Source organism: Dyella sp. OK584, assembly GCF_057787755.1.
Genome location: NZ_CM173542.1, coordinates 934,564 through 949,259 on the forward strand (window position 1 = coordinate 934,564; position 14,696 = coordinate 949,259).

Genomic DNA, 14,696 nt, shown 5'->3' on the forward strand with positions numbered 1-14,696 from the left:
GTCTTGCGGGAATGGAGTTGTCGTTCTCGAAAGGAGGTGATCCAGCCGCACCTTCCGATACGGCTACCTTGTTACGACTTCACCCCAGTCATGAACCACTCCGTGGTCGTCGTCCCCCTTGCGGTTAGACTAACGGCTTCTGGAGCAACTCACTCCCATGGTGTGACGGGCGGTGTGTACAAGGCCCGGGAACGTATTCACCGCAGCATAGCTGATCTGCGATTACTAGCGATTCCGACTTCACGAAGTCGAGTTGCAGACTTCGATCCGGACTGGGATCGGCTTTCTGGGATTGGCTCCACCTCGCGGTATTGCAACCCTCTGTACCGACCATTGTAGTACGTGTGTAGCCCTGGCCGTAAGGGCCATGATGACTTGACGTCATCCCCACCTTCCTCCGGTTTGTCACCGGCAGTCTCCTTAGAGTTCCCACCATTACGTGCTGGCAACTAAGGACAAGGGTTGCGCTCGTTGCGGGACTTAACCCAACATCTCACGACACGAGCTGACGACAGCCATGCAGCACCTGTGTTCTGGTTCCCGAAGGCACTCCCGCATCTCTGCAGGATTCCAGACATGTCAAGGCCAGGTAAGGTTCTTCGCGTTGCATCGAATTAAACCACATACTCCACCGCTTGTGCGGGCCCCCGTCAATTCCTTTGAGTTTCAGTCTTGCGACCGTACTCCCCAGGCGGCGAACTTAACGCGTTAGCTTCGACACTGATCTCCGAGTTGAGACCAACATCCAGTTCGCATCGTTTAGGGCGTGGACTACCAGGGTATCTAATCCTGTTTGCTCCCCACGCTTTCGTGCCTCAGCGTCAGTGTTGATCCAGATGGCCGCCTTCGCCACTGATGTTCCTCCCGATCTCTACGCATTTCACCGCTACACCGGGAATTCCACCATCCTCTATCACACTCTAGCGAGCCAGTATCCATTGCCATTCCCAGGTTGAGCCCGGGGATTTCACAACAGACTTAACTCACCGCCTACGCACGCTTTACGCCCAGTAATTCCGATTAACGCTTGCACCCTTCGTATTACCGCGGCTGCTGGCACGAAGTTAGCCGGTGCTTATTCCTCAGGTACCGTCAGCTCCACCGGGTATTAGCCAATGGCATTTCGCTCCTGATAAAAGTGCTTTACAACCCGAAGGCCTTCTTCACACACGCGGCATTGCTGGATCAGGCTTGCGCCCATTGTCCAATATTCCCCACTGCTGCCTCCCGTAGGAGTCTGGACCGTGTCTCAGTTCCAGTGTGGCTGATCATCCTCTCAGACCAGCTATCGATCGTCGCCTTGGTAGGCCTTTACCCTACCAACTAGCTAATCGAACATCGGTTCGTCTAACCGCGCGAGGTCTTTCGATCCCCCGCTTTCTCCCTTAGGACGTATGCGGTATTAGCGTAAGTTTCCCTACGTTATCCCCCACGTTTAGGTAGATCCCGATGCATTACTCACCCGTCCGCCACTCGCCACCCACAGTATTGCTACTGCTGTGCTGCCGTTCGACTTGCATGTGTTAGGCATGCCGCCAGCGTTCAATCTGAGCCAGGATCAAACTCTTCACTTAAGTTTTCGACAGTCCGAAGACCGTCTATCTTTCTGAAGCGTTAGTCCTAACCATAAAACGTCAAGCTTTTGAATTGACTCTTAGGTTAGACGCTTGCATATATGGACAATTTCTCATCCACCGCAAGACGCCCACACAAGTCACCTGCGCACACTGTCAAAGATCTCAATCACTTGCGACTCCTTTCGGATTTCGCGCCGGAACATTTCGTTCCGAGTGAGCCGCTCATCTTACATCGTTTTCCCTGTCCGTCAACACCTTCAGCGAAGAGCTTTTGCTGTCGTTGTTGCCGGTGGAAGACGCTGCCAGCGGCGGGAGGCGAATAATAGGTAGGCACCCCATTTTTGACAAGCAAAATTTGAAAGTTTTTTTCACGTTTCGCGTAAGAGGCTGTTCTCACGCGAAACTTTTTTCTACACGCATCGCGACGACGTTGCGTCGCCGCGATCAACTCATGCAGCCGTCAACAAAACGCGTGCGAAGTTGCGCTTACCAACTTGCAAAACCGCCTCGAAACCTGGGGAAAACACACGTTGCGTATCTTCGACAACTTCTGCATCGATGCGCACTGCGCGTTCCTTGAGCTTGCGGTTCGCTTCGGAGTTGCTTGCCGTGAGGCCCGCTGCAGTAAGTAGTGCAGGCAGTCGCAGACCCTCTGCAGGTACAGCGATTTCCGTGAGCGGCAGCAGGCTGGTGTCGCCTTCGCCCCGCACGACGGCGTGCCAACCGGCAATCGCCTGCTCGGCCGCAGCTGCACCGTGGAAGCGCGTAGCCAGTTCCCGCGCCAGTCTGAGCTTGGCGTCGCGCGGGTTGAGTGCACCACTGGCGATCTCCTGCTTCATGCGGGCAATGTCGTCCAGCGAAGTTTCGAAGCTGAGCAGTTCGAACCAGCGCCACATCAGCTCATCGCCAATCTTCAGCGTCTTGGTGACGATATCAATGGCTGGCTCGTTGATGCCGATGTAGTTGCCCAGCGACTTGGACATCTTGTTGACACCGTCCAAGCCCTCGAGCAGCGGCATGGTCAGCACGATCTGCGCCGGCTGGCCGTGATGCTCCTGCAGCGCGCGGCCCATCAGCAGGTTGAACTTCTGGTCGGTGCCGCCGAGCTCGACATCGCACTTGAGCGCAACCGAGTCGTAACCCTGCACCAGGGGATAAAGGAATTCGTGGATGGCAATGGGCTGCTGCGAGGCATAGCGCTTGGCGAAGTCATCGCGCTCGAGCATGCGCGCCACAGTGTGCTGGGCGGCAAGCTTGATCATGTCGGCGGCCGTCATCTGTCCGAACCACTCGGAATTGAAGCGCAACTCAGTGCGTTCCTTGTCGAGCACCTTGTAGACCTGCTCGGCATAGGTCTCGGCATTGGCCAGCACATCCTCACGGGTAAGCGGCTTGCGGGTGATGTTCTTGCCGGTCGGGTCGCCGATCATGCCGGTGAAGTCGCCGATGAGGAAAATGACCTGGTGCCCCAGGTCCTGGAACTGCCGCATCTTGTTGAGCAACACGGTGTGGCCCAGGTGCAAGTCCGGCGCAGTCGGGTCGAAACCCGCCTTGATGCGCAGCGGACGACCGAGCTTCAGGCGCTCGACAAGCTCCTCCTGCTTGATGATTTCGTCGGCGCCGCGCGCGATGGTGGCCAGCGCCTGCTCAAGCTCGTTCATGTAATCCTCAAATTTTCGTTGTTTGGTCGGCACCGGAAATCATAGCTTCCGAGACCCTTCCGTTAATTGTGTGTTAACCAAAAAGAACGCGCAACCCATTGAAGGAAAAGGCGTTGACGCCCTTTACACAGGGCCGCTATGGTACGCGCCAATAAGAAATTTGGTACCTCGGGGGAACACCGGGCATGGGTGAGAGAACAGAGATCGCGCGTTCAGCGCGCAAACAGGCTATGCGCCGAAAGGCGCAGCGTCGTCACTCTCACTTTTACGAACGCTGTGCGCACTGGTCGTTCGGCTGTCACGGTGAGGCGGAACCGATCCGCTGGCATCGCGAGCGCTGGATGCTCGCCGGCACGGCCCTGCTGATCACCGCGGTTTCCGGTTTCCTTATTCCTGCGTGGGCGAGTGCCATGCGCCCGGATGCGGTACCCACTGCGCATGCCGTGTTGGCGCTGGCCCTGCCCAAAGCTGGCCCTGAAGTGACGCACGCACCTACCGTCGAAGACTGGCACATTGTGCAGGTGCAGCCGGGTCAGACGCTGTCCGATCTGTTCCAAAGCCAGGGTCTTAGCCTTACCGACGTGCAGCATGTGGTGGACCAGTCGGGTGATGCCAAGGCGTTGCATCACATCAGCCCGGGACAGGAGTTCGACTTTCTGCTCGGCAGCGACGGCAGCCTCAAGGGTATTCGTTTCGACAAGGACGAAGCCAGCCGCGCCATCATGCGTTTCGATGGCGACAAGGCCACGGTAACGGCGCAGACGCGTGAAGTGGATCGCCGCGAACACGTGGCGCACGGCACCATCGACAGCTCACTGTTTGCGGCCGGTTCCAAAGCCGGCATGAGCAATGCGATGGTGCTGAAGCTGGCCGAGCTCTTTAAATACGACATCGACTTCGTGCAGGACCTGCGCGAAGGCGACAGTTTCACCGTGATCTACGACGACGTGTACCGCGACGGCTCCTATCTGCATGAGGGCGAGATCGTCGCGGCAGAATTCGTGAACCAGGGCGATCGCTACACCGCCTACCGCTTCAAGAAGGAAGACGGCAGCTACGGCTGGTTTAGCGAGGACGGTCGCCCGATCCAGAAATCGTTCCTGCGCATCCCGGTGGACTTCACCCGCATCTCTTCGCAGTTCAGCGCGGCGCGCATGCATCCGGTGCTGGGCCTGATGCGCGCGCACAAGGGCGTGGACTATGCCGCACCGACAGGTACGCCGATCCATGCCGCCGGCGATGGCGTGATCAAGTTCAAGGGCTGGATGAATGGTTACGGCAATTTCGTGATCGTCCAGCACAACGGCAGCATCAGCACCGCCTACGGCCACATGTCGAAGTTCGCCAACGAGAAAGTGGGCCAGCGGGTGAGCCAGGGCGCCGTGATCGGTTTTGTTGGCATGACGGGTCTGGCCACTGGCCCCCATCTGCATTACGAATTCCGCATCAACGACGTGCAGCGCGACCCGCAAAAGGTGACGCTACCCAAGCCCGAGCCGCTGCCGGCTGCGCAGCTAGCCAAGTTCAGGTCGCAGGTAGTGCAGCCGCAGCTGGCACGTCTGAAGACGCTGGACACGAACATCAAGCTAGCCCGCGCCAGCGGCAATACGCGCAACGACGACTGACCGCACGTGGACGATGCCTCGGCGCTTTATCTCGGCCTGATTTCGGGCACCAGCGCTGACGGCATCGATGCCGCGCTGGTGCGTTTTGAGAACCATGCGCCGCAACTGGTCGATGCCCTTACGCATCCGTGGCCAGACGAATTGCGCGCACGCATTCTTGCCGTGGCGCAGGATGAAACGCGGCTCGATCTCGATGCCTACGGTCGACTCGACGTAGCTATCGGGCAATGCTTTGCCGACGCGGCGCAGCTGCTGCTGGCGCGCAACGCAACGCATGCGTCAGCGGTGCGCGCGATCGGCTCGCATGGCCAGACCCTACGACACCGCCCAGCCGGCCAGTTTCCCTTCACCCTGCAAGTGGGCGATCCCTCGGTGATCGCCGAGCGCTGCGGCATGGATGTGGTGGCTGACTTCCGCCGCGCCGACGTGGCCGCCGGTGGCCAGGGCGCACCGCTGCTGCCCGCCGTGCACGCCATGCTGTTGGCGCAGCCGGGGCGCACGCGCGTCGTGCTCAATCTCGGTGGCATCGCCAATATCACCGTACTTGGTCCCGCTGGTGAGGTGTTGGGTTTTGACACGGGTCCGGCCAATGGGCTGATGGATGCGTGGAATCTTCGCCATCACGGCGTGGCCTACGATGCCGACGGCGCGTTTGCCGCGTCGGGCCAGGTCGACGAATCGCTTTTGGCTGCACTGCTGGCTGATCCCTATTTCGCCTTGCCCCCGCCCAAGAGCACCGGGCGCGAGCACTTCCACTTGGCTTGGCTGGAATCTCACGGGCGCGTGCAGTCGCTGGCGCCGGCCGATGTGCAGGCAACGTTGCTTGAACTGTCGGCGCGCAGCGTGGCTGACGCGATTGATCGCCGTGCCAAGGCGGCCGTCGACGTGCTTGCCTGCGGAGGTGGTGTGCACAACCGCGTATTGATGAGGCGGCTCAGTGAATTGCTTGGGTCGCGAGTACTGGCGAGCACTGCCGAATACGGCGTCGACCCCGACTACCTTGAGGCAACCGCATTCGCCTGGCTGGCACGGCAGCGATTGCTTGGTCTGCCCGGCAACCTGCCAGCGGTCACCGGTGCGCGCGGACCTCGCGTGCTCGGCGCGGTTTATCCCGCGCCACGTTAGCTTTCATCACCCAGCGTCAGGCTGCCTGGTGCCAATTGCGTCGGCGCGGTGCGCGAAAGCGCCTGGACGGCTTCGTGAAACGCGGCCTTTTCCTTGGCGTCCCACTGGCCGGCCAAGGTCGTGAGTTCGCCGGGGTCGAGCATGGTCTCGGCAAACAGATTGGTTGAAGCCATACCAAGGCCATGACGTAGTGCGTGCAGCACCACATCATTGATCGACCACTGTCGCTCCTTGGCCAGCGCCTTGATGCGCTCGGCCATGAGGCTGTCTATATGGCGTATGACGAGGTCCGGCACGGACTCCCCCTTCCACAGTCATAGGCCCCCTGTGCTGGTTATCTTTGCACAGGGCCGGGCGTGGGACCATCGACCGCTTGGCTGATTTGCCGGCCCCGCATCAGGTGGCAGGCGCGCGCTCGTCGGCTGGTTCGCGCTGGCCAAACCAGCGCCACAGATAAAGGAACAGCAGGCCAGCCGGAAGCACCGATACAACCGTAAGGACGAAAAAGCCCCGGTAACCTGCGGCTTCCGCAATGCCGCCTGCGAAGAAGCCAAGCAATTTGCCCGGAAGGTTCACCATTGAGCTGAGCAAGGCGTACTGGGTGGCAGTATGCTGGCGACTGACCAGCGAGGAAAGGAAAGCCACCGTCGGCGGCCCCAGAACACCCAACGTGAAGTTGTCGCTGGAGATTACGAGGGTGAGTACCAGCAGGTTGCCCGGATGATCGATCAACCATAGGTAAAGCAGGTTGCTGACGCCCGCCAGCACGATCGACACCCCAAGAGTGCGCCAGGCGCCCCAGCGCGCCACGGCAGCGCCGCCGACGAAGGCGCCGACGATGCCGATCCAGATGCCGTAGATCTTGGTGATGGTGCCGATCTGCGTCTTGGTGAAACCCATGTCGCGATAGAACGGGCTCATCACGCCGCCGATGGTGGCTTGCTCGGGAATCTTGAACAGCAGGATGAACAGCAACGTCACGCCGGCCAGGTGCCAACCGTAGCGGCGGAAGAAATCCGCGAAGGGATCGATCACGCTCTCCCGCATCGCCTGACGCCAGTTCTGCGGCGCGACGCGCTCCACCTGCGGCTCGGCAGCCCACAAGGTGGTGGCGATCGGCACGATCATGGCAAGCGCGAGGAGCAGATAGACCTGCTGCCAAGGCATGTGGTCGGCCAGGATCAGTGCGACCGCCCCCGCCACAATCAGCGCGATGCGATAGCCCAGCGCATAGGTCGCCACGAGCGCGCCCTGATCGGACGTCGGCGCAATTTCGATGCGATACGCATCGACGGCAATGTCTTGCGTCGCCCCGAAGAAAGCCACCATCAGCGTCGCTGCGACGAACGGCACCAACTGCGTCGGCGTCAGCAGCGCCATGCCGATCAGGCCGACGACGACGCCAAGTTGCGCGAGCAACAGCCATCCGCGCCGCTGTCCCAGTCGCCTGAAGCCCGGCAAACGCCAGTGATCGAGCAGCGGTGCCCACAGGAACTTGAACGCGTAAGTGAGGCCCGCGCTCGCGATCATGGTGATGTCTTTGAGCTCGATGCCCTTTTCCTTGAGCCAGTAGGCCAAGGTGCCGGCCACCAGCAGGAACGGCAATCCGGATGAAAAGCCGAGCAGAAACATCGTCCACGCAGCGGGCTGCGTGAAGGCATGCCACACCGAGACTTTGGCCGGCTTCGCAGCCGGCGGAGCCTTATTCGGCATAGTCGACCGTAAACGGCGCGTGGTCTGAGAAACGTTCGTCGCGATAGACGGAACAGTGCTTCAGGCGCTCGCGCAGCGACGGCGTCGCGATCTGGTAGTCGATGCGCCACCCCACGTTGTTGGCACGCGCGTTGCCGCGATTGGACCACCAGGTGTATTCCACCGCTTCGGGCTTGATGGTGCGGAAGCTGTCGACCCAACCGCGCTTGTCCACCAGATCATTAAGCCATGCGCGTTCTTCCGGCAGGCAGCCGGAGTTCTTCTGGTTGGAGCGCCAGTTCTTGATGTCCAGCTCGCTGCGCACGATGTTCCAGTCGCCGCACAGCACGTAGTCACGGCCGCTCTTTAGCCATTTGTCGAAGATCGGCGTGAGCCAGTCCATCACCTTGAACTTGAACTGCTGACGCTCATCTCCGGACGAACCGGAGGGCACATACAGCGATACCACGCTCAGGTTGCCGAAGCGCGCCTCGATGTAGCGACCTTCGTTGTCGAACTCGTCCCAGCCCAGCTCAGTGAGCACCTTGTCCGGCTCGCGCTTGGCGTAGATGGCCACGCCGCTGTAGCCCTTCTTGCTGGTGGCGTCCCGATAGAAGCAGTGGTGTCCATCGGGGCGGAACATGGGATCGCTGAGCTGGTCTTCCTGCGCCTTGGTTTCCTGCAGGCAGACCACGTCGGCCTTCTGATGGCGCAGCCATTCGAACACGCCCTTGCTGGCGGCGGAACGGATACCGTTGGCGTTGAGGCTGATGATGCGCATGCTTAGGGATGCCTTAACTTCAGTCGATGCGCCATCATAGCAACCATGTCCATGCCGCCCGACATACAAGTTGCGAGGGTCGATACCGCGATTCGGCCCGCGCTGCTGCAGCTGAACGTGCACGAAGCGCAGCAGCAATATGTTGGCGCCATCGCCGATTTGCTGGCCGATGCGGAGAGCTGCCATGGAAGCGAAGCTATGGCCATCCTGTGTGACGGCGCTCCGATCGGTTTCTACCGCATCGAAACGCAGCCGCGCTGCATCGCCGGACGGGATTTTGATCGGCCCACACTGGGGCTGCGTGCCTTCTTCATCGATGCCCGGTGGCAAGGCCGCGGCCTGGGCGCGCGCGCATTGGCCGCTGTCCTGGCTGATCTTTCGCTGCGACACCCGGCGGCGCGAGACCTCGCGCTCACTGTGAACAGTCGCAACACCGCGGGCCTCGCGCTCTACCGTCGCGCGGGCTTCGCGGATACCGGCGAGTTGTACCATGGTGGGCCTTCCGGGCCGCAGCACCTGATGGTGCGCGCCCTCGCCGACTGACCTGCCCATCGAGAGATTCCCTGTGCACGATTACCAGCGCGACTTCATCGAACTCACCTTGCAGCGCGAAGTGCTGCGTTTTGGCGATTTCACGCTCAAATCCGGCCGTCAGAGCCCGTATTTCTTCAACATGGGCCGGATCGATTCCGGCGCCGCACTGGCGCAGCTCGGTCGCGCCTATGCCGCTGCCGTGGTGAACTCGGGTATCGACGTCGACATGCTGTTCGGCCCGGCCTACAAGGGCATAGCGCTCGCCGCCGCTACCGCCATCGCGCTTGCCGACCAGCACAGCCGCGACCTGCCTTGGGCATACAACCGCAAGGAGGCGAAGGATCATGGCGAAGGTGGCGTACTGGTGGGCGCACCGCTGAAAGGGCGCGTGCTGATCGTGGACGATGTGATGACGGCCGGCACGGCGGTGCGCGAGTCGCTCGCGCTGATCCGCGCCCAGGGTGCCACGCCCGCCGGCGTGCTCATCGCATTGGACCGCCAGGAGCGTGGCCAGGGCCATTTGTCCGCTGCACAGGAAGTGACTGCCGAGTACGGCATTCCCGTGATTGCCATCACCAGCCTGGGCGACGTTCTGACCTATGCCGGCGAGCGGCCTGAGTTGGCCGCCGAGCACTCGCGACTGGTGGCGTATCGCGCGCAGTACGGCGTGAGTGTCTGAGGCGCGGTTGGCCTTAGCGAAACCGATCACACCGGCGATCGTGGCACCCTGGCAACGTCACGGGTGTCATAGGGACGCCGGCTATACTTCCGCCGAAAAGGGGGAATTCCATGCGTAAAACATTTTTTGTCATCGCGATGCTTGCGCTGACTGCCGGCGTACATGCGCAGGCACAGAAGAACTCGGCCAGCAGCTACCGCTATCGCTGGAAGGACGCCACTGGCCTGCCGCACTACAGCGACAGCCTCACGTCCGATGCGCTGAAATACGGCTACGACCTGGTCAATGATCGCGGCCTGATCGTGCAGCACGTCGACCGCCAGCTCAATCCGGAGGAGCGTGCCGCCGCGCAGAAGCTGGCGGATCAGCAAGCTGCCCAGCAGCGTGCCGCACAAGAGCGGGCACGCGGCGACGCGCAGATGCTTGCTGCGTATCCCACCGAGGAAGGCTATAAGGCCTCCCAGCAGCAGGGCCTGGACAACATCGACCAGCAGATCCATACCACGAAGATCAATCTGCAAAGCCAGGAGAAGGCGCTCACCGATCTGCTCACCCGCGCAGGTGACCTGGAGCGCGCCAAACAGCCGGTGCCGAAGTTCCTCAACGACAGCATCACCAAGCAGCGCGATGTCGTGGCCAAGCAGCGCAGCGTGTTGGACCGTGAGCTAACGGCGCGCGATGCGGCCGAACAGAAAAATGTGCGGGACCTGCAGCATTACCGGGAGCTGAAAGTGGCGGCGGAGAAGGAGCGGCAGGGGCAGTAAGCCCCGTCGTCACCTGTCATCCCGGCTCCCGCCGACATGACAAGCGAGCATCCAGCCACTGGAGCAACGAGGCCACGAATACATCGTGGCCTTTTTTTCAGAACGGCAGCTTCAGGGACGGATCGACCGCGAGCAGCTGGTCCCGGAACACCTTCTGTATGCGCTTGAGCGCGGCCTCGCTGTCGGCATCAAAGCGCAACACCAGGATGGGCGTGGTGTTGGACGGTCGCACCAGCCCCCAGCCGTCCGACCAATCGGCGCGCACGCCGTCGATGGTGGTGAGTGTGGCGTCGCCGAAGCTCGCCTTTTGGCGGAACTTCTCGATGAAACGGTAGTGCTCGCCCTCGGCCATCTCCACCTTGAGCTCGGGCGTGGACACGCCCTTCGGGCAGGTGGCGAAGATCTCTTCCGGTGTGCGTTCTTCCAGATCGCCGGCGAGGATTTCCATCAGGCGCGCGCCGGCGTAAATGCCGTCGTCGAAACCGTACCAGCGCTCCTTGAAGAAGAAGTGGCCGCTCATTTCACCGGCCAGCTCCGAGCCGGTTTCACGCATCTTGGCCTTGATCAGCGAGTGACCGGTGCGCCACATCAGCGGGCTGCCGCCGGCGTCCAGGATCTGGCCCTTGAGATGCCCCGTGCATTTCACGTCGTAGATGACCGTGGCGCCCGGCTGGCGCGACAACACGTCGCGCGCAAACAGCATGAGCGTGCGGTCGGGGAAGATGATCTCGCCTTCCTTGGTGACCACGCCGAGGCGGTCGCCATCGCCATCGAAGGCTATGCCCAGATCCGCACCGGTCTGCTTCACCGCGAAGATCAGGTCTTCCAGGTTGTGTGGATCGGACGGGTCGGGATGGTGGTTGGGAAAGGTGCCGTCCACTTCGCAGTAGAGGGGGATCACCTCGCAACCGATGCCCTCGAGCACCTGTGGCGCCACGGCGCCCGGGATACCGTTGCCGCAATCGACCACGATCTTGAGGCGACGCTCGGCCTGCACGTCAGAGGTAATGCGGTCGATGTAATCGGGCACCACGTCCACGTACCGCAGATTGCCCTTGCCGCCACGCTCCAACTGGTTGCTGGCAATGCGCTGGTACAGATCCTGGATGGCGCCTTCCGCCAGCGTCTCGCCACCCACCACGATCTTGAAGCCGTTGTAGTCCGGCGGGTTGTGGCTGCCGGTAACCGCTACGCCACAGCCAGTGTTGAAACGGTAGGCGGCGTAGTAGACGACCGGCGTGGGCACGGCACCCACGTCAATGACATCGATGCCAGCCTCGCGCAGTCCATCGGACAGCGCGCCCGCGAGTTCCGGGCCGGACAGGCGGCCATCGCGGCCCACCACGATCTCCGGCAAGCCTTTCTCGCGCATCACCGTGCCGATGGCGTGACCCAGCAGGCGCGCCACGTCCTTGTTCAACGACTTGCCGACCACGCCGCGCACGTCATAGGCGCGGAAGATGGTGGGATCGACCTTCACCGGCTCGGCAGGCGTGGCCTTGGCGGCCGCGGCAACGCGGGTCGGCGCTGCGGGCTTGGCTGCTTGAGGTGCGGCTTCGAGCAAATCGGACAAAACAGGTTCCTCAACTTCCATAGATTTCAAGCGGCGCGGGCGATTCCGTAGCCACAAGAAGTACAAGCCGGCTCCAAGGCATAGCAGCCCCAACAGGGCAGTCAGTGGCCAGATGCGCGGCAGCACGATATAGGCTCGCGGCAAGGCCGCCACCACGCTGAGCGTGCTGTCACCCACTGCCACCCCAGTCGATTCGCGTTCCGCGGCCGGGCTTCCGTTGGCCAGCAGGCGCAGATCGCCGCGATCGTCACCCTGGCGAAGCTCCAGTCTCCCGCCGGCCGTCGGAATGGATTCAAAACGCTCCTGCAGCGGCGCGAACGGCAGCGCCACCCATACCCACGCCTGCGGGTGCGCTGGCTGACCGACCGGCACCACCAAGCTGAGTATGCGGCCGCCCTTGGTGCCGGGCACGGTCTGCGCCAGCGGCTTGCCATCCGCGCTCTGTGCAGCCATTAGTTGCGCGGCCTTGCCATAGCCAAACAAGCGGTAGTTGGCATGCAGCACTTCGTCGAGGCTGCCGCTGTAGGTCTCCACCGCCAGCGCCTGCGGAATCAGCGGCCGCAACGTCGCCGTGCCTTGGGCGGGATCGGCCACCAGGGCCGCCTGGTCGACCGTGCGCACGGCCGCATCCACCCGGCCGCGCTGGCTGGCGATTTCCGCAGTCAGTTCTTCGACGGCCTGCTTCTGCGCGGCATGCACGCGCTCGATGGCGTTGTTCTCGTCAGCGATCAGCCAGGTCTGCCAAAGGCAAGCCAGCCCCGCCAGCAGCAGCAAGGTGCCCGCCGCCAGTGGCAACAGGCGTCGCCAGTCGTGAGTTGTAGCGAGCGATCGTCCTTCGATGCTCATGATTTTGGCCATGCCCTGTCCCCGCACAGGTTATCTGGCATGAAGCGTGGACGCCGTGGCGCCCACGCTTCGTGCCTAGTTGACTCCGGTCGAACCGAACCCGCCCTCGCCCCTCTGCGACGGCGCGAACTCCTGCACCACCTTCAGCCGCGCCTGCGCCACCGGCACCAGCAGCAGCTGGGCGATGCGATCGCCTACCGCGATGGTGTAAGGCTGCGTACCGCGGTTCCAGCATGAAATCATCAGCGGGCCCTGGTAGTCGGCATCAATGACGCCGACCAGGTTGCCCATCACCAAGCCATGCTTATGTCCCAGCCCGGAGCGCGGCACGATCAGCGCGCACCAGCCCGGGTCGCCGATATGGATGGCCATGCCGCTGGGCACCAGCGAGCTTTCGCCAGGCTGCAAGGTCAGCGGGGCCTCGATGGCAGCGCGCAGATCCATGCCGGCGCTGCCGACGGTGGCCGGTTCCGGCAGGGGAATGCTGTTGCCCAAGCGCGGATCGAGGACTTTCAGCTCGACATCGATCATCCACGCACCGCCCGGTAACGCTCGGCCACCTTGGCGACGAGTTGATGCGCCAGCTCGGTCTTGGACGCGCGCGGCAGTTCGATGGTCCCTTCAGGCCCATATAGCGTGAGTGCGTTGTCGGCAGCCTCGAAGCCGAGGCCGCCGCCAACCTGGTTGGCGGCAATCATGTCCAGTCCCTTGCGCGTGAGTTTTTCGCGCGCGTATCGCTCCACATCATGCGTTTCCGCGGCGAATCCGACCAAGAAGGGGCGCACGGTTTGCGCGGCAAGCGTGGCGAGAATGTCCGGATTCTCGGCCAGGCTCAGCTCCAGCGCGGCACCGTCGTGCTTCTTGAGCTTGTGGTCGGCCACTTCGGCGGGGCGGTAGTCGCCCACGGCAGCGGCGCCGATATAGATGTCTGCATTCGCCGTAGCGGTCACCACCGCATCGCGCATCTGCGCGGCGCTGCGCACATCGATGCGACGCGCGATGCCCTGCGGTGTGGCTAGGCTCACGGGTCCCGCGATCAGGGTGACGTCTGCACCGGCATGCGCGGCGGCCTCGGCCACGGCAAAGCCCATGCGGCCCGAACTGCGATTGCCGATGAAGCGGACCGGGTCGATGTCCTCATAGGTCGGGCCCGCGCTCACCACCACCGTCAGCCCGCGAAGTACCGGGTTGCCGAACGAGGCGACCATGGCCTCGCGCAATTCCATCGGTTCGAGCATGCGGCCCGATCCAATGTCGCCGCAGGCCTGGTCACCGGACGCGGGACCGAGAAGGTGCACACCGCGCTGCCGCAGCGTATCGACATTGGCTTGCACGGCGGGGTGTGCCCACATCTGCTGGTTCATCGCCGGCGCCACATACACAGGCGCGGCGCTGGCCAGGCAAACCGTGGTGAGCAAATCGTTGGCCATGCCATGGGCGAGGCGGGCGATCAGGTCGGCGCTGGCGGGAGCAATGATGATGCGCTCGGCCCAGCGCGCCAGTTCGATATGGCCCATCGCCGCCTCGGCCTCGGCGTCCCACAGGCTCATACGCACGGGCTGGCCGGACAACGCCTGGAAGGTGGTGGCGCTGACGAAATGCGTGGCGCCTTCGGTCATCACCACGCGCACCTCGGCATCGAGATCGCGCAGGCGACGGACCAGTTCGCAGGACTTGTAGGCAGCGATGCCGCCGGATACGCCCAGCAGGATGCGGCGTTGGGCAAGACTCATGGTATGGGCCTGACAAACGTTATGGCCCGTAGCTTACCGGAATCGTCAGGCTGGCTCGGTGATGCGGGGCGCCGTGATAGCGCGCCACCCATGGAGTCCTTCTCCC

Annotated in this window: 12 protein-coding genes and 1 rRNA gene; 5 read left to right on the forward strand and 8 right to left on the reverse strand. The window is 62.4% G+C overall.

The features are described from left to right. Nucleotides 1-29: 29 nt before the first annotated feature. Nucleotides 30-1,574, reverse strand: a 16S ribosomal RNA gene (locus AC3CBN_RS04125). A gap of 452 nt (nucleotides 1,575-2,026) precedes the next feature. Beyond that, nucleotides 2,027-3,238 (reverse strand): tyrosine--tRNA ligase, encoded by a 1,212-nt coding sequence (tyrS, locus tag AC3CBN_RS04130; protein WP_488635550.1) that lies wholly within the window; start codon nucleotides 3,236-3,238, stop codon nucleotides 2,027-2,029. 185 nt (nucleotides 3,239-3,423) lie between these two features. Here tyrS and AC3CBN_RS04135 point away from each other — a divergent pair, with 185 nt between their 5' ends. Beyond that, nucleotides 3,424-4,863, forward strand: coding sequence for an OapA family protein (locus AC3CBN_RS04135; protein WP_488635551.1), 1,440 nt, complete (start codon nucleotides 3,424-3,426; stop codon nucleotides 4,861-4,863). 6 nt (nucleotides 4,864-4,869) lie between these two features. Further along, on the forward strand, nucleotides 4,870-5,988 hold the full coding sequence (locus AC3CBN_RS04140; RefSeq protein ID WP_488635552.1) for an anhydro-N-acetylmuramic acid kinase: 1,119 nt from the start codon (nucleotides 4,870-4,872) through the stop codon (nucleotides 5,986-5,988). Here AC3CBN_RS04140 and AC3CBN_RS04145 read toward each other — a convergent pair. The 3 genes from AC3CBN_RS04145 to AC3CBN_RS04155 all read right to left on the reverse strand — a co-directional run bounded on the left by AC3CBN_RS04145 (nucleotide 5,985) and on the right by AC3CBN_RS04155 (nucleotide 8,461). After that, complete coding sequence (locus AC3CBN_RS04145; RefSeq protein WP_488635553.1) at nucleotides 5,985-6,284, reverse strand: hypothetical protein; 300 nt, start codon at nucleotides 6,282-6,284, stop codon at nucleotides 5,985-5,987. The genes AC3CBN_RS04140 and AC3CBN_RS04145 overlap by 4 nt on opposite strands. A gap of 100 nt (nucleotides 6,285-6,384) precedes the next feature. Continuing rightward, on the reverse strand, nucleotides 6,385-7,701 hold the full coding sequence (locus AC3CBN_RS04150) for an AmpG family muropeptide MFS transporter (RefSeq protein WP_488635554.1): 1,317 nt from the start codon (nucleotides 7,699-7,701) through the stop codon (nucleotides 6,385-6,387). Next, on the reverse strand, nucleotides 7,691-8,461 hold the full coding sequence (locus AC3CBN_RS04155) for an exodeoxyribonuclease III (RefSeq protein WP_488635555.1): 771 nt from the start codon (nucleotides 8,459-8,461) through the stop codon (nucleotides 7,691-7,693). The genes AC3CBN_RS04150 and AC3CBN_RS04155 overlap by 11 nt, the downstream gene beginning before the upstream one ends. Nucleotides 8,462-8,506: 45 nt before the next feature. Between AC3CBN_RS04155 and AC3CBN_RS04160 the strand changes: the two genes are divergently transcribed. The 3 genes from AC3CBN_RS04160 (at nucleotide 8,507) to AC3CBN_RS04170 (ending at nucleotide 10,438) form a co-directional block, all read left to right on the forward strand. Continuing rightward, a complete protein-coding gene (locus tag AC3CBN_RS04160) occupies nucleotides 8,507-9,004 on the forward strand; it encodes a GNAT family N-acetyltransferase (protein ID WP_488635556.1) in 498 nt (165 codons plus the stop codon). A gap of 22 nt (nucleotides 9,005-9,026) precedes the next feature. Continuing rightward, entirely contained in the window at nucleotides 9,027-9,674 is a 648-nt protein-coding gene (gene pyrE, locus AC3CBN_RS04165; protein ID WP_488635557.1) for an orotate phosphoribosyltransferase, read from the forward strand. Nucleotides 9,675-9,784: 110 nt separating this feature from the next. Further along, nucleotides 9,785-10,438 (forward strand): DUF4124 domain-containing protein, encoded by a 654-nt coding sequence (locus tag AC3CBN_RS04170; RefSeq protein ID WP_488635558.1) that lies wholly within the window; start codon nucleotides 9,785-9,787, stop codon nucleotides 10,436-10,438. Between the two features lie 97 nt (nucleotides 10,439-10,535). Here AC3CBN_RS04170 and AC3CBN_RS04175 read toward each other — a convergent pair whose 3' ends face one another. From AC3CBN_RS04175 to coaBC, 3 genes are all read right to left on the reverse strand, one after another. Next, nucleotides 10,536-12,869 (reverse strand): phosphomannomutase/phosphoglucomutase, encoded by a 2,334-nt coding sequence (locus AC3CBN_RS04175; protein WP_488635559.1) that lies wholly within the window; start codon nucleotides 12,867-12,869, stop codon nucleotides 10,536-10,538. 63 nt (nucleotides 12,870-12,932) lie between these two features. Next, nucleotides 12,933-13,388, reverse strand: coding sequence for a dUTP diphosphatase (dut, locus tag AC3CBN_RS04180; RefSeq protein ID WP_488635560.1), 456 nt, complete (start codon nucleotides 13,386-13,388; stop codon nucleotides 12,933-12,935). Beyond that, the gene (gene coaBC / locus AC3CBN_RS04185; protein WP_488635561.1) at nucleotides 13,385-14,590 is read right to left on the reverse strand and encodes a bifunctional phosphopantothenoylcysteine decarboxylase/phosphopantothenate--cysteine ligase CoaBC; all 1,206 of its coding nucleotides are present in this window, start codon (nucleotides 14,588-14,590) and stop codon (nucleotides 13,385-13,387) included. The genes dut and coaBC overlap by 4 nt, the downstream gene beginning before the upstream one ends. Nucleotides 14,591-14,696 lie beyond the last annotated feature (106 nt).

Coding starts and splice junctions, on each gene's coding strand:
- tyrS (WP_488635550.1), bottom strand. CDS start 3,238: ATGAACGAGCTTGAGCAGGCGCTGGCCACCATCGCGCGCGGCGCCGAC.
- coaBC (WP_488635561.1), bottom strand. CDS start 14,590: ATGAGTCTTGCCCAACGCCGCATCCTGCTGGGCGTATCCGGCGGCATC.
- AC3CBN_RS04150 (WP_488635554.1), bottom strand. CDS start 7,701: ATGCCGAATAAGGCTCCGCCGGCTGCGAAGCCGGCCAAAGTCTCGGTG.
- AC3CBN_RS04155 (WP_488635555.1), bottom strand. CDS start 8,461: ATGCGCATCATCAGCCTCAACGCCAACGGTATCCGTTCCGCCGCCAGC.
- AC3CBN_RS04175 (WP_488635559.1), bottom strand. CDS start 12,869: ATGGCCAAAATCATGAGCATCGAAGGACGATCGCTCGCTACAACTCAC.
- dut (WP_488635560.1), bottom strand. CDS start 13,388: ATGATCGATGTCGAGCTGAAAGTCCTCGATCCGCGCTTGGGCAACAGC.
- AC3CBN_RS04135 (WP_488635551.1), top strand. CDS start 3,424: ATGGGTGAGAGAACAGAGATCGCGCGTTCAGCGCGCAAACAGGCTATG.
- AC3CBN_RS04170 (WP_488635558.1), top strand. CDS start 9,785: ATGCGTAAAACATTTTTTGTCATCGCGATGCTTGCGCTGACTGCCGGC.
- AC3CBN_RS04160 (WP_488635556.1), top strand. CDS start 8,507: ATGTCCATGCCGCCCGACATACAAGTTGCGAGGGTCGATACCGCGATT.